Here is a 25724-nt window from a genome sequence, read left to right on the forward strand (position 1 = left end):
TTGCGACTAAAGGTGGCGACCGACCGACATACGTCGTTCGGCAGATCCCCCGTCAGCCCGGTGGTGACAGTCTCCGATCGTCGTCAACAACAGCAGCACCGCGCAGGAGAGGGGTGGGTGGGATGCCACTGTCCACGGTCGGTACCGGTCGGGAAGACGCCACCACGACGCCCTGGCCGGTGCCGCAGGAACGACGCACGCTGACCGTGCTGTTCGCCGACATCGTCGGGTCGACCGCGGTGACCGAACGGCTCGACCCGGAGGATGTCCGGGCGGTGCAGTTCGCCTACTTCGACACCGTCGCCGGGGTGCTGCGCCGCTGGCAGGGCACGGTGGAGAAGTACGTCGGCGACGCGGTGATGGCGCTGTTCGGGGCGCGTACCTCCGACGGGTTGGACGGCTACCGGGCGGTGCGGGCGGCCCTGGAGATCCAGGCCGCGCTGGACCGGCGGACGCTGCCCGGCGGGGTGACGCTGCGGGTCCGGGTGGGTGTCGCCACCGGCGAGGCCGTGGTCGACCTGGCCGCCGCCCGCGACGGCGGGCACGGCATGGCCTCCGGCGCGGTCCTCACCACCGCCGCCCGCATCCAGGAGTACGCCCCGGCGGGCGGCGTGGTCGTCTGCGCGGCCACCCACCGGGCCACCGCCGGCCTGGTCGACCAGCACGCCCTCGCCCCGGCCAGCCTCACCGGCAAGGCGCTGCCGGTCGACGTCTGGCGGGTCACCCGCCCCACCCACCGCCGGCCGGCCCGCCACGACGGCCCGCTGATCGGTCGACGCCGGGAGGTCGCCACCGCCCTGGACCAGCTCACCGGGGCGGTCCGGGAACATCGTCCACGGTGGGTGGCCCTCACCGGCCCGGACGGGATCGGCCGCAGCCGGGTGCTGGCCGAGCTGCGCCACCGGCTGACCGAGGTCGACGGCCGGGCGGTGCGCTGGGCGGTGGCGCACTGCCCGCCGTACCCGGAGCAGGTGTTCGGGCCGGTCGCGCAGCTGCTGCGGGACCTGGCGGGGCTGCCCGCCGGCGGCCCGCCGGACGCCGTCCGTCCCCGGCTGGCCGCCCTGGTCGACGGGCTGGTCCCGGCGGGCCAGGTCGGCCCGACCGTGGCGGCGCTCGCCGCGCTGCTGGACGCCCCGGACCGGTCGGCGGTCGCCGGGGCCGCGGCGGTACGCCGGGTCCTGCTCGCCCTGGCCGCCCGCCGGCCGGTGGTGGTCGGCGTGGACGACCTGGACCGGGCGGCCCCGGAGCTGGGACGGTTCCTGCACGCGCTGTTCGCCGCCGCGACCGACCGGGGCCTGCCGCTGGCGGTGCTGGCCACCCACCGGCCGGACCGGACGGACCCGCTGCCCGCGCCCGCCGGCCGGCACCTGATCGAACTGGCCCCGCTGGGCACCCTCCACACCGGCCGGTTGCTGCGCCGGCTGCTCGCCGGCTCCGGCCGGCCGGTCGGGGCCGCCGCCCGGCTGCTGCCGCTGGTCGCCGGCCGGCCCGGCCACGCCGCCGCCTACGTCGAGGCGATGCCCCGCCACGGCACGGCCGGTGATCCCGCCGTCGACGCCGGGGCGGAGCCGGCACTGCCCGAAGGGCTGCGCCGCCGCGCCGCCGCCCGGCTGGACCGGTGCGACGGCGCCCACCGGGCGGTGCTGATGGCCGCCGCGACCCTCGACGTCCCGGTCACCGCCCCGGCCGTGGCGGTGCTGCTCGACTGGGCCCCGGAGCGGGTCGCCGGGGCGCTGCGCCGGCTCACCGACGCCGGGCTCCTGCAGCCGTCGACCCGGGGTGGTCTGGTGGTGGCCGACCCGGCCGTGCGCCGCTGCGCGTCCGACCGGCTGCCCCGCCCGGTCCGCGCCGACTTCGCCCGCCGGGCCGCATCCGCCGGTCTGACCGGGATGACCGCACCGACCGGGACGACTGGACAGGCCGGGGTGGCCGCGCAGACCGAGGTGGCCGGGGTGGCCGCCGCGCGGGCCGGGGCCAGCCGGCCGACCGGCGTGACCGGGCGGGTCGGGGCTCGTCGCCCGGTCGGGGTGCCCCACCGGGCCGGGGACCCGGGGCGGGTGGCACCCGTGCACCGGGCCGCACCGGGTCGGCGCACCGGGGTCGCCCGTGCGGCGGAACCGGTCCACCGCGCCGGGTCCGCCGGTCGGATCGGCGGGGCCCACCGCGCCGGGTCCGCCGGTCAGGGGGCGGGGACGCAGCGCGTGGGGTCCGCCGGTCAGTGGCCCGGGGCGGGTCGGGCGGCTGCCGCCGCCGGGGTGGCCGGGCAGCTCCTGCGCAGCCTGCCCACGGGTGACGGAGTATTCGACCGGGGATCTCGGCAGCCGACAGCCCCACCCGGGGTCGCCCGACGTCCCGAGCCGGGCCGGGGGTCCGGCGACACCGACGGCGGGCGGCCCGGGTGGGCGGCGACCGTGACCGGACGTCCGGCGGCGCTGCCGCAACGGCCGGGCCGGGCCGGTCGGCGACTGACTGTCGTCGTGCCGCTGCCGTCCCGACCGTCCGGTGTCGCCGCTGCTCAGGGGCCGGTGACCGGCCGGCGACGACGTGGGGAGGGGTTGCCGCGTCCCGCCGTACCGTTACCGGCGCGCGCCGCCTGACCCGTCGCCGTCGGTGACCGGGGTGGGCGGGTCGGCGCGCATGGCGCGTACCGCCTCCCCGGCGAACAGGCACGCGGCCCGGTGGTCGGGACCCACCTCGACCGGCGGCGGGTCGGTCTCGGCGCAGGCGGGACGGGCCTGCGGGCAGCGGGTACGGAACCGGCAGCCGCTCGGCGGATCGGTCGGGCTGGGCAGGTCACCGGTGAGGATGATCCGCCGCCGGTGCCGTTCCACCCGGGGGTCGGCTACCGGGGCCGCCGACAGCAGCGCCGCCGTGTAGGGGTGCGCCGGTTCCCGCCAGAGCTGCGCCGGGGTGCCGGTCTCCACGATCCGACCCAGGTACATCACCGCGATCCGGTCGCTGAGGTGTTCCACCGCGGCCAGGTCGTGCGCGATGAACAGGTAGGTGAGTCCGAGGTCGCGTTGCAGCCGTCGCAGCAGGTTCATGATCTGCGCCTGCACGCTCAGGTCGAGCGACGCGATCGGTTCGTCGAGGACGATCAGGTCGGGTTCCCCGGCCAACGCGCGGGCGATGCCGACCCGCTGGCGTTGGCCGCCGGACAGCTCGTGCGGGTGCCGGCCGGCCGTCTCCGGCCGCAGGCCCACCAGGTCGAGCAGCTCGGCGACCCGGTGCCGGCGGGCGTCGGCCGAGCGGGCCAGCCGGTGCACGACGAGCGGTTCGGCGATGCTCGCGCCGACGGTGCGGCGCGGGTCCAGCGACGCCTGCGGGTCCTGGAACACCATGGCCACCCGGCGGCGCAGCCCGCGCAGCCGACGCCGCGACCAGCCGGTGACGTCCTGCCCGCCGACGACGATCCGGCCGCCGGTCGGGGCCACCAGCCGCAGCAGCGCCAGGCCGGTGGTGGACTTGCCGCTGCCGGACTCCCCCACCAGGCCCAGGGTCTCGCCCGACCGTACGGTGAGCGACACCCCGTCCACCGCCCGCACCGGTGGGCCACCGGGGCTGGGGAACCAGACCGTGAGGTCGTCGAGTTCGGCGATCGTTCCCGTACTCATCGGTCCTCCGGGGTGGGCTGGTCCGGGTCGTCGGCGGTGGACCGGGCCCCGGCGGCGGGACGCCCGGCCGCGCCGTCCCGGGCCTCGGCAGCGGTGGCGGGGGCGGGGGCGGGATAGAAGGTGCGGACCCGGTGGGCGGGGGCGATCGGGACCAGCGGCGGCAGCTCGTGGGCGCAGCGGGCGTCCCCGCGCACGGGGCAGCGGGGCCAGAACGCGCACCCGGGTGGCAGGTCGAGCGGGCTGGGCGGCGCGCCGGGGATCGCCGCCAGGTCCTCCCCCGGCGCGCCGGGCCGGGGCCGGGCCGCCAGCAGGGCCCGGGTGTACGGGTGCCCCGGCGTGACGAAGACCGCGTCGACCGGGCCCTGCTCGACGATCCGTCCCCCGTACATCACCGCGACGGTGTCGGCGATCCCGGCCACCACCGGAAGGTCGTGGGTGATCCAGACGACCGCGGTGCCGAGCCGGCGGCGCAGGTCGGCGACGAGGTCGACGATCTGCGCCTGGGTGGTGACGTCCAGCGCGGTGGTCGGCTCGTCGGCGATGAGCAGGGCCGGTTCGCAGGCCAGGGCCATCGCGATGACGACCCGTTGCCGCATCCCGCCGGAGAACTCGTGCGGGTGGGCGTCCACCCGCCGCCCGGGTGCCGGGATGCCGACCAGGTCGAGCAGCTCGACGGCGCGGGAGCGGGCCTGCCGCCGGCTCATCCCGAGGTGTTCCTCGCACGCCTCGGCGACCTGCCGGCCGACGGTCAGCACCGGGTTGAGGGTGGTCATCGGGTCCTGGAAGACGAAGCCGACGTGCCGGCCCCGCCACCGGCGACGGTCCGACCCGGACATGCCGGTCAGCTCCCGGCCGAGCAGCCGGACCCGGCCGGTGACGGTGGCGGAGCGCGGGGCCAGTCCGGTGGCGGCGAGCACGGTCATGCTCTTGCCGCTGCCGGACTCCCCGACCAGGGCGAGGGTTTCGCCGGGGGCCACCGACCAGTCGACGCCCGCGACCGCGCGGGCCGGGCCGTTGCGGGTGCCCAGGGTGACCGTCAGGTCGCTGATCTCCAGCACCGGCGTGTCCCCGGCGACCCGTGGCGACGGTACGGCGGGTCCGCTCATCGGGTGCTCCTGCGGGCTTCGCTGACGGTGAGCTGACGGGGGTCGAGCACGTCGCGCAGGGCGTCACCGACCAGGTTGAACGCGAGCACGGTCAAGAAGATCGCCGCGCCGGGGAAGAACCCCAGCCACCAGGCGTCGGTGACGAACCCGCGCCCGTCGTAGAGCATCCGACCCCAGGCCGGCGCGGGGGGCTGGACGCCCAGCCCGAGGAAGGACAGCGCCGCCTCGGACAGGATCGCGAAGGCCAACGACAGGGAGGTCTGCACGATCAGCGGGGCGGCGATGTTGGGCAGCACGTGCCGGCGCAGGATGCGCAGGTCGGAGGTGCCGATGGAGACGGCGGCCCGGACGAAGACCTGCTCCCGTACGGCGAGCACCCCGGCCCGGGTCACCCGGGCGAAGATCGGGGTGTAGACCACCCCGATGGCGGTCATCGCGGTGACCAGCCCCGGGCCGAGGACCGCGACGATCGCCACGGCGAGCAGCAGCACCGGGAACGCGAACAGCACGTCCATGCCGCGCATCAGGACGTTGTCCGTCCAGCCGCCGTACCAGCCGGCGAGCAGGCCGACGGTGACCCCGACGGCCAGGGCGATGCCGACGCTGACCAGGCCCACCTGCAACGACACCCGGGCCGCCACCAGCACCCGGCTGAGCACGTCGCGGCCGAGTTCGTCGGTGCCGAACGGGTGCGCGCCGCTGGGTGGACGCAGCATCTCCTCGACGTCCACGTCGTTGGTCCCGGCCGGCGCGAGCCACTGCCCGGCCAGCCCGACGACCAGCAGGACCAGCAGGACCAGCGTGCCGGCGACGGCCGGCGGGTCGTGCCGCAGCGCGGTCAGCGCACGGCGCAGGGTGCCCGGCTCGGCGGCCGTCGCCGACGGACGGTCGTCGACCGGCGGGGCGGCGGGGGGCGTCGCCCGGTCCCCGGCGCTCATCGCAGCGTGATCCTCGGGTCGAGGCGGGCGTAGAGGACGTCCACCAGCAGGTTCATCAGCAGGAACAGGGTGGCCACGAAGAGCACCGCGCCCTGCAGCACCGGGTAGTCGCGGGCCTGGACGGCGTCGTAGGTGAGCCGACCGACGCCCGGCCAGGCGAACAGCACCTCGATCACGATCACCCCACCGACGAGGCTGGCCAACTGCACGCCGACCACGGTGACCACCGGGATCAGCGCGTTGCGCAGCACGTGCCGCACGACCACCACCCGGGGGCGCAGCCCCTTGGCCTCGGCGGTGCGGACGTAGTCCTCGGCGAGCACCTCCAGCACCGAGGAGCGGATGAACCGGGTGAGGATGGAGGCGGTGACCAGGCCGACGGCGGCGGCGGGCAACGCGACGTGCGACGCCCAGCCCACCGGATCGTCGGTGAGCGCCACGTACCCCGACGGGGGCAGCCAGCCGAGCACCCCGGCGAAGAGCAGGATGCCCATGATGCCCGTCCAGAAGTCGGGGACGGACACGCCGAACTGGCTGAACACCCGGGCGGCGTGGTCGACGAAGGATCCGCTGCGCACCGCGGAGAGCACCCCGAGCGGGAAGGCGACGAGCAGGGCGAGCAGCACGGCGGTCACCGCCAGCGACAGGGTGGCGGGCAGCCGTTGCAGCACGATCGTGGTGACCGGCTGGCCGCTGCGGAAGCTCACCCCGAGGTCACCGGTGAGCGCGTTGCCGACGTAGCTGAGGTACTGCACCACCAGTGGGCGGTCCAGCCCGGAGCGTTCCCGCAACGCGTCGTAGGTCTGCTGGTCGAAGCGGGTGCCCAGGGAGACCCGCACCGGGTCGCCCGGGACCAGTTGCAGCAGCAGGAAGACCACCAGGGTCACCCCGAGCAGGACGACGACCGACTGGAGCAGCCGCCGCAGGACGAAGCGTCCCACCTCGCCCCCTCAGCGGTTCAGGGCGACGTCGCGGAACCGGATCGCCCGGTCGGAGCGGACCTGGTAGCCGGTGACCTTGCGGGACCAGCCCTGCACCACGTCCGGGTTGTAGAGGTAGACGTAGCTGGCGTCGTCGACGATCTGCTTCGCGGCCCGCTCGTACGTCTGTTTGCGGGCGGCCTCGTCGGTCTGGGTGCGCGCCTGGTCGAGCAGGGTGTCGACGGTGGGGTTGCTGTACTTGTGGAAGTTGAACGTGCCGCCGGTGCGGTGCTGGGCGTAGTAGAACTCGTCCGGGTCGATGTTGCCCAGCCAGCCGAGCAGGAAGGCGTCGAAGTTCCCCTTGCCCTGCTCGTCGAGCCACTGGGCGAAGTCCAGGGTCCGGATCTTCACGGTGATCCCGACGTCCTTCAACTGGGCGGCGATCACCTGGGCGGCGGTGACCGTCTCCGGGTACTCGCTGGTGACCATCAGGTCCATGGTGCGGCCGCTGACGCCGGCCCCGCCGAGCAGTTGCCGGGCCTGGTCCGGGTCGTGCCGGTACGGCGCGTAGTCGTAGTACCAGGAGCTGCCCTTGGGGATGGCGGTCTGGTTGGCGGTGGCCTGGCCGAACTTGGCGGCCTTGGTGATCGCCTCCCGGTCCAGGGCGAACGCGACGGCGCGGCGCACGTTCACGTCGTCGTACGGCTTGCGTGCCTCGTTGAGGGCGAGGTACCAGTAGTCGGTGGAGGGGGTGGTGGCGACGGTCACCGCGTCGTCCTCCTTGAGGGTCGGCACCTGCTGCGGTGGCAGGTTGTCGGTCCACTGCACCTCACCGCCGCGCAGGTTCTGCCACGCCACGGTCGGGTCCTTGACGAAGGTGAAGGTGACCCCGTCGAGCTTCGGTTTCGGCCCCCAGTAGGCGTCGTTGCGGGTCAGTTTGATGGTGTCGCCGGAGGTGTAGGAGGCGACGGTGAACGGGCCGCTGCCCACCGGACGGGTCTTGATCGCGCCCGACTCCACGTTGGCCTTCTGGACGATCGCGACGCCCTTGAAACCGCCGAGGTTGGCCAGCAGGTTGGGGGTGGGCGCGGTCAGCGTGACCACCACCGTGGCCGGGTCGGGCGCGGTCACCGTCTTGACGGTGGCGAACTTGTACGCCGCGTTCAGCTTCTCGTTGATGATCCGCTGGTAGGAGTAGACGACGTCCGGTGCGGTCAGCGGCGACCCGTCGGAGAACCGGGCCCCCTCGCGGAGGGTGAACGTCCAGGTGAGCTGGTCGCTGCTGGTGGTCCACTTCGTGGCCAGCGCGGGCCCCATCTTCAGGTCGGCGTCCGGCTCGACCAGGGTGTCGTAGACGTTCTCCAGCACCTGGAAGCTGTAGTAGGCCGACGTCTTGTGCGGGTCGAGCTGGTCGGGTTCGCCGCCGATGGCGGCGGTGAGCGTGCCGCCTGTCGATCCGCCGGCGGTGGACCCGCCGTCGACGTCGACGCTCTCTCCGGCGCTGCACCCGGCCAGCGCGGTCAGGGCGACGACGAGCGCCGCCGCGACGATCTTCGATCTGGTCATGGACTCGGTCACCCTTCGTCGCCTGGCAGATCAGAATGGCGAGTCTTCTCTGCCGGGCGGGGCGATGTCAACAAAACCCGACCAAAGTGGTGTGAAAGCCCGGAAATCAGTGCAATCGACGACCGTCGCGGGTGGAGGGTGCACAGCGGACCGCTCCCAAACCGGCTCTGTTTCCCGTCCGACGCCTGTCGAAACCCGGGCCGGGGTCAGTCGTCGGCGGGGCGGGTGAGGGTGCGGCTGCGTCCCCGGAACTCGGCCACCACCTCGCCGTCGCGGGTGACGGTGACGTCGTAGATGCCGCTGCGGCCGTACCTGACGCGTTCGGTGGCGGACGCGGTCAGCAGGTCCCCCTCGCGGACCGGGCGCAGGAAGCTGATCTCGCCGCCGGCCGCGACGGTGGCCGGGCCGTGCGTGTTGCAGGCCAGCGCGAAGGCGGTGTCGGCGAGCAGGAAGACGAACCCGCCGTGGCCGATCCGGTGACCGTTGACCATCCCGGCGGTCACCCGCATCCGGGCCACCGCCGTGCCGAAGGCGGCGTGGACCAGCTCGATGCCGAGCCCCCGGGACGCCACGTCGGCGTCGAACATGTCGTGGGCCGCGGTCCGGGCCGGCGGCACCGCAGCGCCGTCGGCCCGCCCGGCGGGGTCCGCTCCACGGGGGTACGGGCTACGGTCCGGCACTGCTCCTCCTGACGGTCGTGGCGCGACGACCGGCACCCGGGCCGGCCGCCCCGCCGACCGTACGCGCCGGTGGGCACCGGCCACGGCACCCGGGCCGGCCGGACTATGCTCACGGACGAGTCGGCGGTGGGGCCCGCCGTCCCGGCCCGACCGGGAGAACCGCGCGGACGCGCCAACGGTCCCTGCCAGTGCTCGGCGATACTGGTGGGGAGGTACCGATGACGTCACCGTCGTCGCGGCGCGTCGATCCCGACGTCGACCTGCGGGTCCCGGCCGACCGGGGCGAACTGGCCGCGCACCCGGCCGCCGTGCTGGGCGTGGTCGCCGCCGGTGGGGCGCTCGGGGCGCTCGCCCGCGCCGGGGTGCAGGCCGCCCTGCCACACTCCCCGACCGGCTTTCCCTGGTCCACCTGCACGGTCAACGTCACCGGATGTCTGCTGATCGGGGCGCTGATGGCGGTGCTCGGCCGACGACGGGCCGGCCCGCTGGTCCGGCCGCTGCTCGGGGTGGGCGTGCTCGGCGGGTTCACCACCTTCTCCGCGTACGCGATGGACGTCCACCGGGCGCTGGCCGCCGGGGCCGCCGGGACGGCGCTGGCCTACCTGGTCGCCACCCTGGTCGGTGGGCTCGCGGCCGTCACGGCCGGTGACGCCCTGGCCGGTCGGCTGCTGGACCGCGCCGACCGCCGCCGGCCGGGGGCCGGCCGGGGTGGACGCGGGCCCGGCCGGCCCGACCCGGCGGCGGAACGGCCTGGCCGGCGGGACGCCCGGTGAGCGTGCTGCTGATCGCGCTCGGCGCGGCGCTGGGCGCGCCGCTGCGCTACCTCACCGACCGGGCCGTGCAGGCCCGGCACGGCTCCCGGTTCCCGTGGGGGACGCTGACCGTCAACGTCGCCGGGTCGCTGCTGCTCGGCGTGGTGACCGGGGTGCCCACCGCTCCGGCGGTGACCGCGCTGGTCGGCACCGGCTTCTGCGGCGCGCTGACCACCTGGTCCACCTTCGGCTACGAGACGGTCCGGCTGGCGCGGGCCGGTGACCGCCGGTTCGCGCTGGCCAACGTGCTGGTCAGCGTGGTCGCCGGGCTGGGCGCGGCGACGCTCGGCTTCGCCCTGGCCCGCGCGCTGGCCGGCTGACCGGCGCTCAGCGGACCGGGGTCGCCGCCTGCCCCGGACCGTGCGCGTGGTCGTGCCCGTGGTGATGGTCGTGGTCGTGGTGACCGTGGCCGTGCTGGTGGTGGTGGCCGTGGCCGTCGACCGGGTCGTCGGGGTGGTCGTGGGGGGTCTGCGGGCGGCCCACCTTGTCGGCGAAGCCCGGCATCAGCACCCGGTAGGCGCAGGTGTCGCAGTTCATCCGGATGTCCCCGCGCAGCGCCTCGGCGTACCGCTCCAGCACCAGGTCGGCCAGGGCGTCACAGTCGCCGATCAGATCCGCGACCCGGACGTCCAGGTCGGGATGGTCGGCGGCGAACGCCTGGGACTGCGCCACGATCCGGTCCGGCAGCACCCCGGCGAACAGGAAGTACGGGGCGACCACGATCCGCCGGGCGCCGAGCCGGCGCAACCGGTCGAGCACCGCCGGCACCGAGGGCTCGGCCAGCGAGATGAACCCCGGTTCGACCCCCGCGTACCCGCGCCCCTCCCACAGCAACCGGGCCACCTTCGCCACCTCGGCGTTGGCGTCCGGGTCGGTGGCACCCCGCCCGATCAACGCCACCCAGGTGCCGGCCCGGTCGGCCCCGGCCAGCGCCGCGTCGATCCGCTGCTCCAGCACGGTGTGCAGCAGCGGGTGCGGGCCGAGCGGTCGCCCGTACCGGTAGGTCAGGCCGGCGTGGCGTTCCTGCTCGCGGGCCATCGCGGCCGGGATGTCCCCCTTGCCGTGGCCGGCGGCCGTGAGCACCAGCGGCAACGCGACGAGCGCCCGGTGCCCCCGCGCGACCAGCGCGGTCACCGCGTCGGTCAGCGGCGGCCGGGACAGCTCGATGAACCCGCCCTCGACGTCGCCGACGGCGGCCCCCGCCCGGTCCCGCACCCGGTCTACGAGCGCGGCGAACTGGTCGACCCCGGCCGCGCTGCGCGTGCCGTGCCCGACGATGACCAGTGCGGTCATGTTTCCTCCAGGTAGAGCAGGGCGTTGAGGGCGGCGGCGGCGACCGCCGAGCCACCCTTCTCGCCGATGTTGGACACGGCCGGCAGGCCACTGGCCCGCAACGCCGCCTTGGACTCGGCGGCCCCGACGAAGCCCACCGGCAACCCGACCACCAGCGCCGGGGCGGCGTGCGCCGCGATCAGTTCGACGAGCGCGGTCGGCGCGCAGCCGACCACCCAGACCGCCCCCGGGCCGACCCGGTCCAGGGCGATCCGCACCGCCGCCGCCGACCGGGTCGACCCGGTCTGCCGGGCCAGCGCGGCGGCGGCCGGTTCGGCGACCGGGCAGACGATCTCCCGCCCGGCGCCGGTGATCCCGGCAGCCACCATCGCCACGTCGGTGACGATCGGCGCCCCGGCGCGCAGCGCGGCCAGCCCGCCGGCCAGCGCCGCCTCGTCGCAGACCAGGTCGGTGACGTAGTCGAGGTCGGCGCTGGCGTGCACCACCCGCTCGACGACCGCCCGGGTCAGCGGCGGCAGGCCGCCCAGGTCGACCCGCTCGCGCAGGATCCGGTACGACTCCTGCTCGATCGGGTGGACGACCCGGCTCACCGGCCACCTCCCGGGGTGGGCCGGCAGCGGGCCGGGTGGGTGCTGGTCATGGCGCTCCTCGTCGGTCGGTGACGGTCCGGATGGCGTCCACCGGGCAGATCTCCAGGCACTCCAGGCAGCCGGTGCAGCGGTCGGCGAGCACGGTCAGGCCGCCGGGCACCGGGCGGATCGCGTGGGTGGGGCAGGTCAGCAGGCAGGCCCCGCAGCCCTGGCAGGCGTCGATCACCACCGGCGGCGGCACCCCGGCCGGACCGGGCACCGGCACGACGGGGGTCATCCGCGCCACCGGTAACCCCGGGGGGTGACCATCCGCCCGCCGACCAGCCGGGTCTGCGAACTGCCCACCACCACCAGGCCGTACATGTCGACCACGGTCGGGTCGAAGGTGGCCAGGGTGGCCAGGTGGACCTGCTCGTCGGGGCGGCTGGCGTTGCGGACCACCCCGACCGGGGTCTGCGGCGGCCGGTGCGCGGCGAACGTCGCCAGCACCGCGCCGAGCTGCCAGTCCCGGGCCCGGCTACGCGGGTTGTACAGCAGGGCCACCAGGTCCGCCTCGGCGGCGGCGGCGACCCGCCGTTCGATCACCGCCCAGGGGGTGTGCAGGTCGGACAGGCTCAGGTAGACGTGGTCGTGGCCGATCGGCGCACCGAGCAGCGCGGCGGCGGCCAGCGCGGCGGTCACCCCGGGCACCCCGACCACGTCGATCCGCTCGTCGGCGTACTCCAGGGCGGGGCTGGCCATCGCGTACACCCCGGCGTCGCCGGAACCGACCAGCGCGACGGCGTGCCCGGCGGTGGCCTCGGCGACGGCGCTGCGGGCCCGTTCCTCCTCCGCGCCGAGCCCGCTGGCGAGCACCCGGGTGCCCGGCCGCAGCAGGTCACGGACCTGGTCGACGTACTGGTCGAGGCCGACGACCACGGCGGCCCGGCGCAACTCGGCGACGGCGCGCGGGGTGCGCAGGTCGGCCGCGCCGGGGCCGAGGCCGACGATCGCCAGCCGGCCGCGCGGGGCGTGCCGGGCGACCGCGACGGTGGCCATCGCCGAGGCGGTCTTGGGCACCAGCAGGGTGCCGCCGTCGCGCAACGCCGCCGCCTCGGCGACGCTGGGCGTGCCGACGGCGGCCCGGACCACCTCGCTGGGGTGCGGCACGTCCACCGCCGAAAGCTCCGCCGCCGGCCAGGTCCGCAGCGGTACGCCGAGCGCGTCGGCGGTGGCCCGGATGCCCTCCTCGTCGGCCTTCACGTCGACGCTGGCCAGGCAGCGCAGGCTGGCCGGGCTCAAGCCGGCGTCGGCGAGCGCCCGGTGCAGCAGCGCGTCGACCTCGGCGGCGGGCACCCCCCGGCTGGAGCCGACCCCGGCGACCAGGGACGGGGGCCGTAGCACGACGGTACGGTCGTCGACCGGCACCACCCGGTCGGTGACCAGCACCCGGTACCCGCCCTCCGGTTCGGGCCCGACGGCCCGGTGTTCCCCGGTGGGCGGTTCCCGGTGGACGTTGGGCGGCAGGGCGGGCAGCGGCCACACCGCGTCGGCGACCAGCCGGACCGGTTCGCCGTCGAGGATCGCCCGGGACACCGCGGCCACCGCCCCCTCGACCGGCCAGCCGAGGGTGTCCAGGCCGGGCAGGTCGACCGCGTCGGTGGCGGTGGTGACCACCGGCCGGGCGTCGAGCACCGCGGCCACCTCGGCGGCGAGCGTGTTCGCGCCCCCGGCGTGGCCGCCGAGCAGGGCGACGGCGTGCCGGGCGGCCTCGTCGACCACCACCACCGCCGGATCGGTGCGCTTGTCGCCGAGCAGCGGCGCCAGCACCCGGATCACCGCACCGGTGGCCAGGAACGCCACCACCGCGTCGCACGTCGTCCACGCGGTCCGCAGCGCGTCGGCGACCCCGTCGGCCTCGACCAGCCGGGCGTGCGACCAGGAGGCGGCCAGGGTCCGGGCGTGCCGGCGACCGGCGGCGGTGGCTGCGACGAGCCCGACCCGGTGCGGGCCGGTGCCGGGGGTGTCCCGGTGCCGGTGTGGTGCGGTGGTGGTCACGGACGCTCCCCGGTGAGGACGACCACCGGGTTGGTGGCCGCGAGTCGGACGGACCCGCCGGGCAGGTCGGCGAGGCGGGCGGCGGCCAGCTGGCTGCCGGTCACCGTGTAGCCGGCGGCGCGCAGCAGGTGCACGGCCGGGGCCACCCGGTCCAGCGCGGCGAGGGTGACCACCACCCGGTCGGGGCGGCGGTCGGCGACGGCGCTCAGCACGTCGGTCCCGCCACCGCCGACGAAGACGGCATCCGGATCGGGCAGTCCGGCCAGGACGGCCGGCGCGGCACCGGTCACCACCCGGACGTCGACGCCGTGCCGGGCGGCGTTGCCGGCGACCGGTGCGGTGGGATCCCGTTCCACGGCGATCACCGCCGCGCCGAGCAGCGCGCACTCGATGCCCACCGATCCGCTGCCCGCGCCGACGTCCCAGACCAGACGACCGAGCCGGGGCCGCAACCGGGCCACGGCCAGGGCCCGCACCTCGGCCTTGGTGATCATCGAGTCCCGGTGCCGGTACGCGGACTCGGGCAGCGCCCAGCCGGCGGCGGGCGCGGCGGCCGGCTGGTTGTCCGCCCGCACCCGCCCAACCCCGACCGGAGCGTCATCGCCGGCCGGAGCACCATCCTCCGCCGGGCCGGTGTCACCCGACCGGCCGGTGACCCCGCCCCGCTCGGCGGTGCCGGTACGCCGGGCGGGCCGCGCCCCGGGGTCACCGTCGGTCGCGGCCAGGCTGAGCAGGACGTGCGGGTCGGCCCAGGCCCGGGTGGCGGCCTCCTGCGGGGTGGTCCAGGTGACCCGCTCGGCGGGGGTGCCGAGGTGTTCGGCGACCAGCAGACGGCGGGACCAGCCGGTCAACCCGGCCCCGATCTCGGCGGCCCCGGCGTCCGGCGCGGTGAGCACGGCGACGACGGGCAACGCCCGGCAGGCGTTGAGCGCGGGACCCAACTCCCGGCCGTGGGCGGTGACCACCACCGCGCCGTCCCAGTCGAGCCCGGCGCGGGCGAACGCGGCGGCCACACTGGACACCGCCGGCAGCACCCGCACCGGCAGCGCGACGGCGCGCAGCCGGCGTACCACGCCGAACAGGCCGGGGTCGCCGCTGGCCAGCACCACGGCCGGAACCCCGGCGGCGTGCGCGGCGGCGAGCCGCGCCAGCGCCGGGGCGAGCGGACCGAGGGTGACGGTGTCGACGCCGGCCGGCACCGGCACGGCGGCCAGGTGCCGGGCCGCCCCGACGACCAACCCGGCCCCGGCCAGGGCGGCGAGCGCCGGCGGCGGCAGCGGCCGGCCGGCCGCGTCCATCCCCAGCACCACAACCGGCTCGGGCCCGGTCACGCCGGCCACCGGCCGGAGGAGGCGACCAGGTGGTCGCCGGTGAAGTCGACCATCGCCACGTCGACGGTGAGCGCCGGCCCGGCGAAACGGCGCAGCACCTGACGGACCCGGTCGCAGAGCAGGTCACCGGCGGGACGCAGCAACCCGGCGGCCTCCCACAGCTCGTAGGCGTGCCGGCCGGTGTTGGCCGCCAGCACCGCCGCCACCAGGTCGGCGTCGCCACCGGCCTCGGCGGTGACCGCGCCGAGCAGCGACAGGTCCACCTTCGAGCGGGTGTAGTGGGTCATCAGGATGCCGGCGGCGAGTTTGGCCAGCTTGCCGGCCATCCCGACGAAGACCACCCCGGTCATCGCGTCACCGACGGCGGCGGTGACGGCCGCGCCGGTGAAGTCGCCGACCTCGACGAAACACACCTCCGGCAGCTCCGGCAGCAGCGCGCGGGCGGCCCGTTCGGTGCGCCCGCCGGTGCACAGCACCACGGTCCGCTGCCCCTGGGCGGCCATCACGTGCACCGCCTGCACCACGCTGGCCCGCCAGGAGGCGGTGGAGAACGGCCGGACGACGCCGGTGGTGCCGAGGATGGAGATGCCGCCGACGATGCCGAGCCGCCGGTTGGTGGTCTTGCGGGCCATCACCTCGCCGCCCGGCACGCTGATCACCACCCGGACGCCCACCTCCGCCAGGTCGACCACCTCGGCGACGGCCTGGCCGATCATCCGGCGGGGGGTGTCGTTGATGGCCGGCCCGCCGACGGCGAGGCCGAGCCCGGGACGGGTGACGGTGCCGACGCCGTCCCCACCGGCGAGTTCCAGGCCGGGCCGGGGCCGCCAACCGACGGTCGCGGTGAGGTGCGCGCCGTGGGTGACGTCCGGGTCGTCCCCGGCGTCCTTGACCACGACCGCCTCCGCCTGCGCTTCGGGCGACGGCGTCAGGTCGCAGCGGGCCACCGCGAAGGTCACCCGCCGGCCGGCGGGCAGCCCGATCTCCACCTCCCGCTGGGGTACGCCGGTGAGCAGGGCGGTCACCGCCGCCTTCGCCGCCGCCGTCGCGCACGCGCCGGTGGTCCAGCCGGTCCGCAACGCCACCGGCCGGACCTTCGCGGTACGCGGCAGGTCCGGCTCGCGCAGCGGCGGCTCGGGGTACGTCACGGGGTGGCGTCCTCCACGGCGGCCCGGGACCGGCGCAGCTCGGCGCGGGCGGTCGGCTCGGCCCGGCGGAAGGTGTGGAAGTGCCCGGGGTGGTAGAGGTGCGAGCGGGTGCCGGTGGCGGCGAGCGCCGGCCCGACCAGGAACAGGGTGTGCTTCCACAACCGGTGCTCCCGGACGGTGGCCGCCAGCTCGCCGAGGGCGCACCGCACCACCAGTTCGTCCGGCCAGGTCGCCTGGTAGGCCACCACGACCGGGGTGTCGGCCGGGTAGCCGCCGGCGAGCAGTTCCGTCTGGGCCTGCCCGGCGCGGGCGGCGGACAGGAACAGCGCCATGGTGGTGCCGTGCCGGGCGAAGTCGCGGACCCGCTCCCCCGCCGGCATCGGCGTCTTGCCGCCCTCCAGCCGGGTGAGGATCACCGACTGCGCCACCTCGGGGATGGTCAGTTCCCGGCCGACGATGGCGGCGACGGCGGTGAACGAGGAGACCCCGGGGACGATCTCCACGGCCAGGTCGAGGGCCCGGCACAGGTCGAGCTGCTCCTGCACGGCACCCCACAGCGCCGGGTCGCCGGAGTGGATCCGGGCCACGGTGAGCCCGTCGGCGGCGGCCCGCCGGTACAGCGGCAGCACCCCCTCGATGGGCAGCTGCGACGAGTCGACGATCTCGGCGTCGGGGCGGGCGTGGGCCAGCACGTCGGCGTGCACCAGGCTGGCCGCCCAGATCACCACGTCGGCGTCGGCGATCACCCGGGCGGCACGCAGGGTGAGCAGGTCGGCGGCGCCGGGACCGGCCCCCACGAACCACACCTTTCCGGTGGACGTCACAGTTTTCCTCCCCGGCGGTCCCGGCGGGCCGGGACCAGCAGCGTCGACAGGTAGGGCAGCTCGTCGTCCGGGCCGACCGGCCCGATCCGTTCGTCGGGCAGGCCGAGGCCGCAGCCGAGCACCGCGTCGTCGAGCCGGTCGTGCCGGCGCAGCTCGTCGACGAGTTCCCGGTGCCGCCGCCAGCCCTTGTAGACCACCACGGTGCCGGGCCCGGCGAGGGCGGCGGCGACCGGTGCCGCGCCGGCGGTGGCCGGCAGCAGGGTCAGCGGCTCCCGCCCCTGGCACAGCGGGACGCCGCTGCGGGCGGCCAGCTCCTGCATGGCGGTGACGCCCGGCACGGTGCGCAGCCGTACCGCCGGCCGCAGCGCGCGGACGCCGTCGGCCAGGTAGGTGAAGGTGGAGTAGACGTTGGGGTCGCCGATGGTGGCGAAGGCGACCGAACGGGCCCCGGCGTCGAAGGCGTCGACGACGGCGCGGGCGGCGGCGTCCCAGGCGGCCTCCCGGCGCGCGGTCACCCCGCCCCGGTCCTCGAGGGCGAACGGCAGCCGGCGCAGCCGGTCCGCCGGCACGTGCGCGCGGACCGTCGTCTCGGCCCGGCCGGGGGGCGTCGCCGGGTCCGCCGCCAGCCGGTCCAGCACCGGTACGACCACCAGGTCGGCCTCGACCAGCACCCGGACCGCCTTGAGGGTGAGCAGTTCCGGGTCCCCCGGCCCGACCCCCACCCCGGTCAGCGTGGCGGTGGCGGCGACGGGTGGGTGGTGCGCCCCGGTGCCGGTCACCGGGCCGCCGCCTCGACCAGTCGGCGGGCGGCCCGGGGGTGACCCGCCCAGTGGGTGTGCAGGTAGGAGGCGTGCACCTGCCCGGTGACGAAACCGTGGTCGGTGTCGTCCCAGCGCCAGGCGGGCCGGTCGCCGTGCCCGGGGTCGGTGACGGTGCGGTGGAACTCGTGGCCGCGTACCTGCTCACCGGCGGCGTGGACCGGGGAGTCGGTGGTGGCGACCGCGTCGCGGTAGCCGAGGGTGAGCCGGCCGGTCATCCGGGCGTGGTGGTCGAGCCGCCCGCACATCGGCACCCCGTCCAGGGAGCGGCCGAGGTAGAGCAGCCCGGCGCACTCGGCGACCACCGGCCCGGCGAAGCCGGCCAACTCGGCGCGGAGCCCGGTGTTGGCGCTCAACGCCTCGACGTGCACCTCGGGGAAGCCGCCGCCGATGACCACGGCCCGGGTGCCGGCGGGCAGGGCCGGGTCACGCAGCGGGTCGAACGGGGCCACGGTCGCCCCGGCGGCGGTGAGCAGTTCGGCCGTTTCGGCGTACGAGAAGGTGAAGGCGGCACCGGCGGCGACCGCGACGACCGGACGGTCCCCGCCGGCCCGGCCACCGACGGCCGCCGTCGGGTCCCAGGCGTCGACGGTCAGCGGTGGTGCGCTGCGGGCCAGGGCGAGCACGGCGTCGAGGTCGACGGTGGCCTCGACGAGCCCGGCGAGCGCGTCGACGACGGCCAGCGACTCCGGTGCCCGTTCGGCGACCGGCACCAGCCCCAGGTGCCGGGCCGGCGCGGCCACCTCGACGGCCCGGGTCACCGCCCCCAGCACCGGTACGCCCACCTCGGCGAGCGCGTCGCGCAGCAGGGTCTCGTGCCGGGGCGAACCGACCCGGTTGAGGATCACCCCGCCGACGCGTACCGCCGGGTCGAAGGCGCGCATGCCGAGCACCAGCGCGGCGGCCGAGCGGCCCTGCGCGGTGGTGTCCAGGACCAGCAGCACCGGCGCGTCGATCAGCGTGGCGACGTGCGCGGTGGAGGCGTAGCCGGCCCGGCCGACCGCGCCGTCGTGCAGCCCCATCACGCCCTCGACGACGGCGACGTCGGCGGGGGTGGGCAGGCTGGCGCCGTGCCGCAGCAGCGGGGCGACCAGGTCCTCCCCGACCAGCCACGGGTCGAGATTGCGACCGGGGCGGCCGGCGGCGAGCGCGTGGTAGCCGGGGTCGATGTAGTCGGGGCCGACCTTGTGCGGGCTGACCGTGAGGCCCCGGCGGCGCAGCGCGGCGAGTAGCCCGGTGGCGACCGTGGTCTTGCCGTGCCCGCTGGCCGGGGCGGCGACCACCAGCCGGGGCAGCGCCCACGGGCCGGACGGCGGCACGCCCGGCACGGTGCCGCCCGGGTGACCGGCCGGCGCGTTGCCCGGCGGGCGGCGCTGGTCGGTGCGGCGGGTCGGTCCGGTCACCACTCGATGCCCTTCTGGCCCTTCTGGCCGGCGTCCATCGGGTGCTTGACCTTGGTCAGTTCGGCGACCAGGTCGGCCGCCTCGACCAGCCGCGGGTCGGCGTCCCGGCCGGTGATCACCACGTGCTGGAAGCCGGGCCGGTGGGTGAGGGTGTCGACCACCTCGTCGACGTCCACCCAGCCCCACTTCATCGGGTAGGTGAACTCGTCGAGGACGTACAGGCCGTAGCGCTGCGCGGCCAGGTCACGCTGGATCTGCCGCCAGCCCTCCAGGGCGTCGGCGGCGTGGTCGGCGTCGCCGCCGCGCTGGATCCACGACCAGCCCTCGCCCATCTTGTGCCAGGCCACCGGCGCGCCCTGCCCGGTGTCGGCGTGCACCTGGCCCAGGGCCCGGAAGGCGTTCTCCTCACCCACCCGCCACTTGGCGCTCTTGACGAACTGGAACACCCCGATCGGCAGCCCGGCCGTCCAGGCCCGCAGCGCCAACCCGAACGCCGCCGTCGACTTCCCCTTCATCTGCCCGGTGTGCACGATGGTCAGCGGGCGGTGCCGCCGCTGCCGGGTGGTCAACCCGTCGGCGGGGACGTGTTCCGGCTTTCCCTGCGGCATCAGCGCACGCTCCGATTCGCTCCGACGGTGGCGAGCCCGGCCAGCGGGTCGGCGGTGACCGTGTCCAGGCGGTGGTGGGTCGCGCCGAGCTGACCGGCCAGCCGGTGGGCCAGGTGCAGCCGGACCGGGCCCGACTCACAGTCCACCACGACACAGGGCGCGCCGGTGGCGGCGAGCACCGCCGCCGCGCGCGCCGACCGCTCCAGCGGCCGGTGCCCGGCGGTGGCCCGGCCGTCGGTGACGACCAGCACCAGCGGACGCCGTCGCGGGTCCCGCAGCCGCTGCACCCGCAGCAGGTCGGCGGCGGCGAGCAGCCCCTCCGCCAGCGGGGTACGCCCGCCGGTGGGCAGCTCGGCCAGCCGCGCCGACGCGGCCAGCACCGACGAGGTGGCCGGCAGCAGCACCTGCGCGCCGGCACCCCGGAAGGCGACCACCGCCACCGTGTCCCGCCGCTGGTAGGCGTCGGTGAGCAGGGCCAGCACCGCACCCTTCACCGCCGACATCCGCTGCCGCGCGCCCATCGAGCCGCTGGCGTCGACGACGAACAGCACCAGGTTGCCCTCGCGGCCCTCCCGGACCGCCTCCCGCAGGTCGTCCGGGCGCAGCAGCAACCGGCCGTCGCACCGGCCCCGCCGGGCCTGGTGCGGGGCGGCGGCACGCAGGGTCGCCGGCAGGTGCACCGCCGCCGGCCGACCGGCCGGCACCCGGGCCCCGGTGGTCCGCCCCCGCCCGGTCCGGGCCCGCGAGCGCCGGCCGGGCACCCCGTCACCGACCCCCGGCGCGGTGAACAACCGGGCCGTCAACCCCCGCTGCGGTACGGCCACCGAGCCGGTGCCCGCCGGGTCACCCGGGTTCGCGGTACCGCCCTGGCCGGGTCGCCCGGGGCGGGCACCGGTGTGCTCGGCGGAGCCGTCGTCGGGGCGTCCCGACCGGCCGTCGGCGCGGTGTCCGGTGTCCGGTCCGTCGTCGCCGGCCGGTCCGCCGTCGTCGATGCGGTCCGGCCACCGGTCGTCCCCGGACTGTGGGGAGGCCGGACCGGTCCGGGCGCGCGGGTGGTCGTCGTGGCCCGGCGGACCACCGGCGTCCTGCGGCCCGCCGGTGGCATCCTGCGGCCCACCGGCGTCATCGGGTGACTGCGGGCCCGACCCGCCGCCGGGGCCGCCCGCCGAGGGGCCGCCCGGCCCACCGCCGTCCGGGCCGCCGGGGTCACCCGGACGGGCCGGGCCGGTGTCCGGCGGATCGTCGTCGGGGTGCTCGTCGCGGGCCCGCTGCAACGCCTCGTCGAGGCGCTTCTCGTCCAGGCCCGGGGTGTCGAACGGGTCACGGCGACGGCGGTGCGGCAGGGCGAGGCGGGCGGCGACCCGCACGTCCTCGGCGGTCACCCGGTCCCGCCCCTGCCAGGCGGCGTGCGCGACGGCGGTCCGGGCGGTGACGATGTCGGCGCGCATCCCGTCCACGTCGAACGCGGCGCAGACCTCGGCGATCTGCCGCAACGCGGCGTCGGGCAGCAGCACCGCGTCGAGCCGGTCCCGGGCGGCGGCCACCCGGGCGGCCACCTCCGCGTCGGCGGCGGCCCACCGGGCGGCGAACCCGGCCGGGTCCGCGTCGGCGGCGAGCCGGCGGCGCACCACCTCCACCCGGACGACCGGGTCCCGGCTGGCCGCCACCTCGACGGTCAGCCCGAACCGGTCGAGCAGCTGCGGACGCAGCTCACCCTCCTCCGGGTTCATCGTGCCCACCAGCAGGAACCGGGCGGCGTGACTGACCGAGACGCCCTCCCGTTCGACATGGCAGCGGCCCATCGCGGCGGCGTCCAGGAGCAGGTCGACCAGGTGGTCGTGGAGCAGGTTCACCTCGTCGACGTAGAGCACCCCCCGGTGGGCGGCGGCGAGCAGGCCCGGCTCGAAGGCGCGTACCCCCTCGGCGAGGGCCTTCTCCAGGTCCAGCGAGCCGACCACCCGGTCCTCGGCGGCACCGACCGGCAGCTCCACCAGCCGGGCGGGTCGGCGCTCGACCGGCGCGGCGGCCGGGTCCTCGTGCCCGGCGGCACCCGGGTGCGGACCGTCCGGGCAGGTCGGGTCGGGGGCGGCCGGGTCGCAGCCGAACCGGCAGCCAGCGACCCGGTCCACCGGCGGGAGCAGGGCGGCGAGGGCGCGGACGGCGGTGGACTTGGCGGTGCCCTTCTCGCCCCGCACCAGCACCCCGCCGATCGCCGGGCTGACCGCGTTGAGCAGCAGCGCCAACCGCATGTCGTCCATCCCGAGCACGGCCGAGAAGGGAAAACCGCTCATTGGAGATCCTCCAGGTCGCCCTCGGTGGCCAGGTAGGTCTCCCGGAGGCGGTCCAGGGTGGTGGGGTCGGGGGCGGCCCACAGGCCGCGTTCGGCGGCCTCCAGGAGCCGTTCGGTGATGCCGCGCAGCGCCCACGGGTTGGACCGCTCCAGGAACTCCCGGGTCGCCCCGTCGAACAGGTACGCCTCGGCGAGGCGCTCGTACATCCAGTCGTCGACGACCCCGGCGGTGGCGTCGTAGCCGAACAGGTAGTCCACGGTGGCGGCCAGCTCGAACGCGCCCTTGTAGCCGTGCCGGCGCATCGCGGCGATCCACTTCGGGTTGACCACCCGGGCCCGGAACACCCGCCGGGTCTCCTCGCCGAGGGTGCGGGTGCGCACGTCGTGCGGCATCGCCGAATCGCCCACGTACGCGGCCGGGGCGGCCCCGGTGAGGTGGCGCACCATCGCCACCATCCCGCCGTGGTACTGGAAGTAGTCGTCGGAGTCGACGATGTCGTGCTCGCGGGTGTCCTGGTTCTTCGCCGCCACCGCGATCCGGGCGAAGGACCGTTCCATGTCGGCCCGCGCCTCCCGCCCGTCCAGGCCCCGGCCGTAGGCGTAGCCGCCCCAGACGGCGTACACCTCGGCCAGGTCGGCGTCGGTACGCCAGTTGCGGGCGTCGATCAGCGGCAGCAGCCCCGCCCCGTACGCCCCGGGTTTGGAGCCGAAGATCCGGGCGGTGGCCCGCCGCTCGTCGCCGTGGGTGGCGAGGTCGGCGGCCACGTGCGCGCGCAGGTAGTTGTCCCCGGCCGGCTCGTCGAGGGCGGCGACCAGCCGTACCGCGTCGTCGAGGAGGGCGACGACATGCGGGAACGCGTCGCGGAAGAAGCCGGAGATGCGGACCGTGACGTCGACCCGGGGCCGGCCCAGTTCCGCCACCGGCACCACCTCGACGCCGGTGACCCGCCGCGACCGGTCGTCCCACACCGGCCGGCAGCCGAGCAGGGCCAGCACCTCGGCGATGTCGTCGCCCTGGGTACGCATGGCGCTGGTGCCCCACACGGTCAGCCCGACCGACCGCGGGTACTCCCCGGTGTCGGCGAGGTAGCGGGCGAGCAGCGAGTCGGCCAGCGCGACCCCGACGTCCCAGGCGTTGCGGCTGGGGATCGCCTTCGGGTCGACGGAGTAGAAGTTGCGGCCGGTGGGCAGCACGTTGACCAGCCCCCGGGTGGGCGACCCGGAGGGTCCGGGCGGCACGAACCGGCCGTCGAGCGCGCCGAGGGTGTGGGTGATCTCGTCGGTGGTGCGGTCCAGACGGGGCACCACCTCACGGGCGGCGAACCGCAGCACCTCGGCGGCGTCGGGGCAGGACCCACCGGTCACCTCCGCGACCACCGGGTCGGCTCGGTCCGGATCCCAGCCGAGGGTCTCCATGCCGAGGACGAGCCGCCGGGCCAGCCCCTCGATCAGGTCCACCGCGTCGGCGGCGGTGACCGCCGGCCCGTCCACGACGTCGGTCAACGCCGTCGGCACCGCCACCCGCGCCCCGGGCTCGGCGAGCAGCGCCTGCTCGTCCAGGCCGTAGCCGGCGGCGAGGGCCTGCCGCAGGCCGGGCAGCGCCCGGCTGCCGCCCCACACCTGCGGTGCGCGTAGCACGGCCAGGACGAGGTTGACCCGGGCCTCACCGGTGGGCACCCCGGCCAGGATGTGCAGCCCGTCGCGGATCTGCACGTCCTTGACCTCGCACAGGTAGCCGTCGAGGTGCAGCACGAAGTCGTCGAAGTCGTCGGCGGCGGGCATCGCCTCGGTGTGCAGGTCGTGGTGGAGTTCGGCGGCGCGCACCAACTCCCAGATCTGCCCCCGGACCACCGGCACCTTCGCCGGGTCGAGGGCCTGCACGGTGGCGTACTCGTCCAGCAGCTGTTCGAGTTTCGCCAGTTCGCCGTAGGTCTCGGCGCGGGCCATCGGGGGCACCAGGTGGTCGACCACGACGGCGTGCGCCCGCCGCTTGGCCTGGGTGCCCTCGCCGGGGTCGTTGACGATGAACGGGTAGACCAGCGGCAGGTCACCGAGGACGGCGTCGGGGGCGCAGTCGGCGGCCAGGCCGAGTCCCTTACCGGGCAGCCATTCCAGGGTGCCGTGTTTACCGAGGTGCACCACCGCGTCCGCGCCGAAGCCGCCGTCGGCGACCGGCGCAGCCAGCCACCGGTAGGCGGCCAGATAGTGATGGCTGGGTGGCAGGTCGGGGTCGTGGTAGATGGCGATCGGGTTCTCGCCGAAGCCGCGCGGCGGCTGGATCAGCAGGGTGACATTGCCGAACCGCAGCCCGGCCAGGACGATGTCCCCGTCGTCGGTGTAGAGCTGGCCGGGTGGCTCACCCCAGTGTTCCCGCATCCGGTCCCGCAGGTCGACCGGCACCTGGTCGAACCAGCGCCGGTAGGTGTCCCCCGGCACCCGGGCCTCGGCGGCGGCCAACTGTTCCGGGGTGAGCCACTCGACGTCGTGGCCCCCGGCGGCGATCAACGCGTGGATCAGCGCGTCCCCGTCGGTGGGGGGCGGCGCGTCGCCGAGGTGGTATCCGGCGTCGGCGAGGGCGGCGAGCAGCCGGACCGCCGAGGCGGGGGTGTCCAGGCCGACGGCGTTGCCGACCCGGGAGTGCTTCGTCGGGTAGGAGCTGAGCACGACCGCCACCCGCTTCGTGGCGTTGGGCAGGTGGCGCAGCCGGGCCTGCCGGACGGCGATCCCGGCGACCCGGGCGGCCCGCTCGGCGTCGGCGGCGTAGACCGACAGCCCGTCGGCGTCGATCCGCTTGAACGAGAACGGCACGGTGACGATCCGACCGTCGAACTCGGGGATGGCCACCTGCATGGCCGCGTCCAGCGGGGACAGCCCGGCGTCGCTGGCCGCCCACTGCTCCCGGGTGCTGGTCAGGCAGAGCGCCTGGATCACCGGCACGTCGAGGGCGGCGAGCGCGCCGACGTCCCAGGCGTCCTCGTCGCCCCCGCCGGAGGCGTCGGCGGCGACCGTCCCCCCGGCGGCGAGGACGGTGACGACGAGCGCGTCGCAGCGGGCGAAGAGGTCCAGCGGCCCGTCGCCGGGGGTGAGCCCGCGCAGCGATCCGCAGAAGATCGGCAGCGGTTCGCCGCCGGCCGCGTCGACCGCGTCGGCCAGGGTCTGCACGAAACCGGTGTTGCCGGCCAGCGCGTGCGCCCGGTAGAACACGATCCCCACCGTGGGCCGCCCGCCGCCGTCCTGCCGCCCGGCCGGTCCGGCCACCGGGTCCGCCCCGTCGACCGGGGTGGACGGGCGGTGGTGGTCGAGGATGCCGTAGGGCGGGGTGGGGGTGGGCGGGTCGAAGCCCTCACCGGTGAGCAGGACGGTGTCGGAGAGGAACCGGGCGAGCTGGGCGAGGTTGTCCGCGCCCCCTTCGACCAGGTAGGACAGCGCTTCGGTGGCCACCCCGGAGGCCACCGTGGAGGCCGCCATCAGCTCCGCGTCGGGCACCGCCTCGCCGCCGAGCACGATCGTGGGGACGCCGGAGCCGAGCACCGCCGCGAGGCCGTCCGGCCACGCCTGCCGCCCGCCGAGCAGCCGTACGACGGCCAGGTCGACACCGTCGAGCAGGGCCGGCACGGCGGCCACGTCGACCCGGGTGGGGTTGGCGAGACGGTAGTCGGCGGCGCTGGCGCGGGCGGCGAGCAGATCGGTGTCGGCGGTGGACAGCAGCAGGATGCGCACGTTCGGCTCCGGAGAGTGACGTCCGG

At 76.3% G+C, this 25724-nt stretch carries 20 protein-coding genes and 1 pseudogene; 3 read left to right on the forward strand and 18 right to left on the reverse strand.

Annotation, left to right across the window (positions count from 1 at the left end; genetic code table 11):
- The first annotated feature begins 122 nt into the window (after positions 1 to 122).
- On the forward strand, positions 123 to 2597 hold the full coding sequence (locus JQX11_RS32865; protein ID WP_269756737.1) for an adenylate/guanylate cyclase domain-containing protein: 2475 nt from the start codon (positions 123 to 125) through the stop codon (positions 2595 to 2597).
- On the opposite strand, the gene JQX11_RS00480 is transcribed toward JQX11_RS32865, so the two are convergent.
- From JQX11_RS00480 to paaI, 6 genes and pseudogenes are all read right to left on the reverse strand, one after another.
- Positions 2577 to 3614, reverse strand: a complete 1038-nt coding sequence (locus JQX11_RS00480) for an ABC transporter ATP-binding protein (RefSeq protein WP_204922934.1) — start codon at positions 3612 to 3614, stop codon at positions 2577 to 2579. The genes JQX11_RS32865 and JQX11_RS00480 overlap by 21 nt on opposite strands.
- Positions 3615 to 3724: 110 nt before the next feature.
- Positions 3725 to 4720 (reverse strand): annotated as a pseudogene (locus tag JQX11_RS00485) (ABC transporter ATP-binding protein); the annotation flags it as partial.
- Positions 4717 to 5658, reverse strand: a complete 942-nt coding sequence (locus JQX11_RS00490; protein ID WP_232376982.1) for an ABC transporter permease — start codon at positions 5656 to 5658, stop codon at positions 4717 to 4719. The gene JQX11_RS00490 and the pseudogene JQX11_RS00485, both read right to left, overlap by 4 nt.
- On the reverse strand, positions 5655 to 6599 hold the full coding sequence (locus JQX11_RS00495) for an ABC transporter permease (RefSeq protein WP_204922936.1): 945 nt from the start codon (positions 6597 to 6599) through the stop codon (positions 5655 to 5657). Before JQX11_RS00495 ends, JQX11_RS00490 begins: the two co-directional genes overlap by 4 nt.
- Before the next feature lie 9 nt (positions 6600 to 6608).
- A complete protein-coding gene (locus JQX11_RS00500; RefSeq protein ID WP_204922937.1) occupies positions 6609 to 8144 on the reverse strand; it encodes an ABC transporter substrate-binding protein in 1536 nt (511 codons plus the stop codon).
- A gap of 206 nt (positions 8145 to 8350) precedes the next feature.
- Positions 8351 to 8731: a hydroxyphenylacetyl-CoA thioesterase PaaI gene (paaI, locus tag JQX11_RS00505; protein ID WP_204923549.1), complete on the reverse strand. Its 381-nt coding sequence runs from the start codon at positions 8729 to 8731 to the stop codon at positions 8351 to 8353.
- A 311-nt stretch (positions 8732 to 9042) separates the two neighbouring features.
- Here paaI and JQX11_RS00510 point away from each other — a divergent pair, with 311 nt between their 5' ends.
- Together JQX11_RS00510 and crcB are read left to right on the forward strand one after the other, a co-directional pair.
- The gene (locus JQX11_RS00510; protein WP_204922938.1) at positions 9043 to 9597 is read left to right on the forward strand and encodes a FluC/FEX family fluoride channel; all 555 of its coding nucleotides are present in this window, start codon (positions 9043 to 9045) and stop codon (positions 9595 to 9597) included.
- Positions 9594 to 9956 (forward strand): fluoride efflux transporter CrcB, encoded by a 363-nt coding sequence (gene crcB / locus JQX11_RS00515; protein ID WP_204922939.1) that lies wholly within the window; start codon positions 9594 to 9596, stop codon positions 9954 to 9956. Before JQX11_RS00510 ends, crcB begins: the two co-directional genes overlap by 4 nt.
- Positions 9957 to 9963: 7 nt before the next feature.
- Here crcB and JQX11_RS00520 read toward each other — a convergent pair whose 3' ends face one another.
- The 12 genes from JQX11_RS00520 to cobN all read right to left on the reverse strand — a co-directional run bounded on the left by JQX11_RS00520 (position 9964) and on the right by cobN (position 25698).
- The gene (locus tag JQX11_RS00520) at positions 9964 to 10929 is read right to left on the reverse strand and encodes a sirohydrochlorin chelatase (protein WP_372444518.1); all 966 of its coding nucleotides are present in this window, start codon (positions 10927 to 10929) and stop codon (positions 9964 to 9966) included.
- The gene (locus tag JQX11_RS00525; RefSeq protein WP_204922940.1) at positions 10926 to 11519 is read right to left on the reverse strand and encodes a precorrin-8X methylmutase; all 594 of its coding nucleotides are present in this window, start codon (positions 11517 to 11519) and stop codon (positions 10926 to 10928) included. Before JQX11_RS00525 ends, JQX11_RS00520 begins: the two co-directional genes overlap by 4 nt.
- 46 nt (positions 11520 to 11565) lie before the next feature.
- The gene (locus tag JQX11_RS00530) at positions 11566 to 11796 is read right to left on the reverse strand and encodes a 4Fe-4S binding protein (protein WP_204922941.1); all 231 of its coding nucleotides are present in this window, start codon (positions 11794 to 11796) and stop codon (positions 11566 to 11568) included.
- Complete coding sequence (gene cobJ, locus JQX11_RS00535; RefSeq protein WP_204922942.1) at positions 11793 to 13556, reverse strand: precorrin-3B C(17)-methyltransferase; 1764 nt, start codon at positions 13554 to 13556, stop codon at positions 11793 to 11795. The genes JQX11_RS00530 and cobJ overlap by 4 nt, the downstream gene beginning before the upstream one ends.
- Positions 13553 to 14854 carry a precorrin-6y C5,15-methyltransferase (decarboxylating) subunit CbiE gene (cbiE, locus tag JQX11_RS00540; protein ID WP_204923550.1) on the reverse strand — a complete coding sequence of 434 codons (1302 nt, stop codon included), beginning with the start codon at positions 14852 to 14854 and terminating at the stop codon, positions 13553 to 13555. Before cbiE ends, cobJ begins: the two co-directional genes overlap by 4 nt.
- A gap of 29 nt (positions 14855 to 14883) precedes the next feature.
- Complete coding sequence (locus JQX11_RS00545; protein ID WP_204922943.1) at positions 14884 to 16035, reverse strand: cobalt-precorrin-5B (C(1))-methyltransferase; 1152 nt, start codon at positions 16033 to 16035, stop codon at positions 14884 to 14886.
- Positions 16032 to 16859 carry a precorrin-4 C(11)-methyltransferase gene (gene cobM / locus JQX11_RS00550; RefSeq protein WP_204922944.1) on the reverse strand — a complete coding sequence of 276 codons (828 nt, stop codon included), beginning with the start codon at positions 16857 to 16859 and terminating at the stop codon, positions 16032 to 16034. The genes JQX11_RS00545 and cobM overlap by 4 nt, the downstream gene beginning before the upstream one ends.
- Positions 16856 to 17638: a precorrin-2 C(20)-methyltransferase gene (gene cobI, locus JQX11_RS00555; protein WP_204922945.1), complete on the reverse strand. Its 783-nt coding sequence runs from the start codon at positions 17636 to 17638 to the stop codon at positions 16856 to 16858. The genes cobM and cobI overlap by 4 nt, the downstream gene beginning before the upstream one ends.
- Positions 17635 to 18996 (reverse strand): cobyrinic acid a,c-diamide synthase CobB, encoded by a 1362-nt coding sequence (locus JQX11_RS00560; RefSeq protein ID WP_204923551.1) that lies wholly within the window; start codon positions 18994 to 18996, stop codon positions 17635 to 17637. Before JQX11_RS00560 ends, cobI begins: the two co-directional genes overlap by 4 nt.
- Positions 18997 to 19076: 80 nt before the next feature.
- On the reverse strand, positions 19077 to 19688 hold the full coding sequence (gene cobO / locus JQX11_RS00565) for a cob(I)yrinic acid a,c-diamide adenosyltransferase (protein WP_145919775.1): 612 nt from the start codon (positions 19686 to 19688) through the stop codon (positions 19077 to 19079).
- Positions 19688 to 21979 carry a VWA domain-containing protein gene (locus JQX11_RS00570; protein ID WP_204922946.1) on the reverse strand — a complete coding sequence of 764 codons (2292 nt, stop codon included), beginning with the start codon at positions 21977 to 21979 and terminating at the stop codon, positions 19688 to 19690. The genes cobO and JQX11_RS00570 overlap by 1 nt, the downstream gene beginning before the upstream one ends.
- Entirely contained in the window at positions 21976 to 25698 is a 3723-nt protein-coding gene (cobN, locus tag JQX11_RS00575) for a cobaltochelatase subunit CobN (RefSeq protein ID WP_204922947.1), read from the reverse strand. Before cobN ends, JQX11_RS00570 begins: the two co-directional genes overlap by 4 nt.
- Positions 25699 to 25724: the final 26 nt, after the last annotated feature.

Source organism: Micromonospora humida (genome assembly GCF_016901255.1).
In the GTDB taxonomy this organism is placed as follows: domain Bacteria; phylum Actinomycetota; class Actinomycetes; order Mycobacteriales; family Micromonosporaceae; genus Micromonospora; species Micromonospora wenchangensis.

What these genes read in the sequence shown, in the direction of transcription:
- cobO (WP_145919775.1), bottom strand. Translation starts at nt 19,688, where the DNA reads ATGCCGCAGGGAAAGCCGGAACACGTCCCCGCCGACGGGTTGACCACC.
- JQX11_RS32865 (WP_269756737.1), top strand. Translation starts at nt 123, where the DNA reads ATGCCACTGTCCACGGTCGGTACCGGTCGGGAAGACGCCACCACGACG.
- JQX11_RS00500 (WP_204922937.1), bottom strand. Translation starts at nt 8,144, where the DNA reads ATGACCAGATCGAAGATCGTCGCGGCGGCGCTCGTCGTCGCCCTGACC.
- JQX11_RS00490 (WP_232376982.1), bottom strand. Translation starts at nt 5,658, where the DNA reads ATGAGCGCCGGGGACCGGGCGACGCCCCCCGCCGCCCCGCCGGTCGAC.
- JQX11_RS00570 (WP_204922946.1), bottom strand. Translation starts at nt 21,979, where the DNA reads ATGAGCGGTTTTCCCTTCTCGGCCGTGCTCGGGATGGACGACATGCGG.
- paaI (WP_204923549.1), bottom strand. Translation starts at nt 8,731, where the DNA reads ATGTTCGACGCCGACGTGGCGTCCCGGGGGCTCGGCATCGAGCTGGTC.
- JQX11_RS00520 (WP_372444518.1), bottom strand. Translation starts at nt 10,929, where the DNA reads ATGACCGCACTGGTCATCGTCGGGCACGGCACGCGCAGCGCGGCCGGG.
- JQX11_RS00530 (WP_204922941.1), bottom strand. Translation starts at nt 11,796, where the DNA reads ATGACCCCCGTCGTGCCGGTGCCCGGTCCGGCCGGGGTGCCGCCGCCG.
- cbiE (WP_204923550.1), bottom strand. Translation starts at nt 14,854, where the DNA reads ATGGACGCGGCCGGCCGGCCGCTGCCGCCGCCGGCGCTCGCCGCCCTG.
- JQX11_RS00480 (WP_204922934.1), bottom strand. Translation starts at nt 3,614, where the DNA reads ATGAGTACGGGAACGATCGCCGAACTCGACGACCTCACGGTCTGGTTC.
- JQX11_RS00510 (WP_204922938.1), top strand. Translation starts at nt 9,043, where the DNA reads ATGACGTCACCGTCGTCGCGGCGCGTCGATCCCGACGTCGACCTGCGG.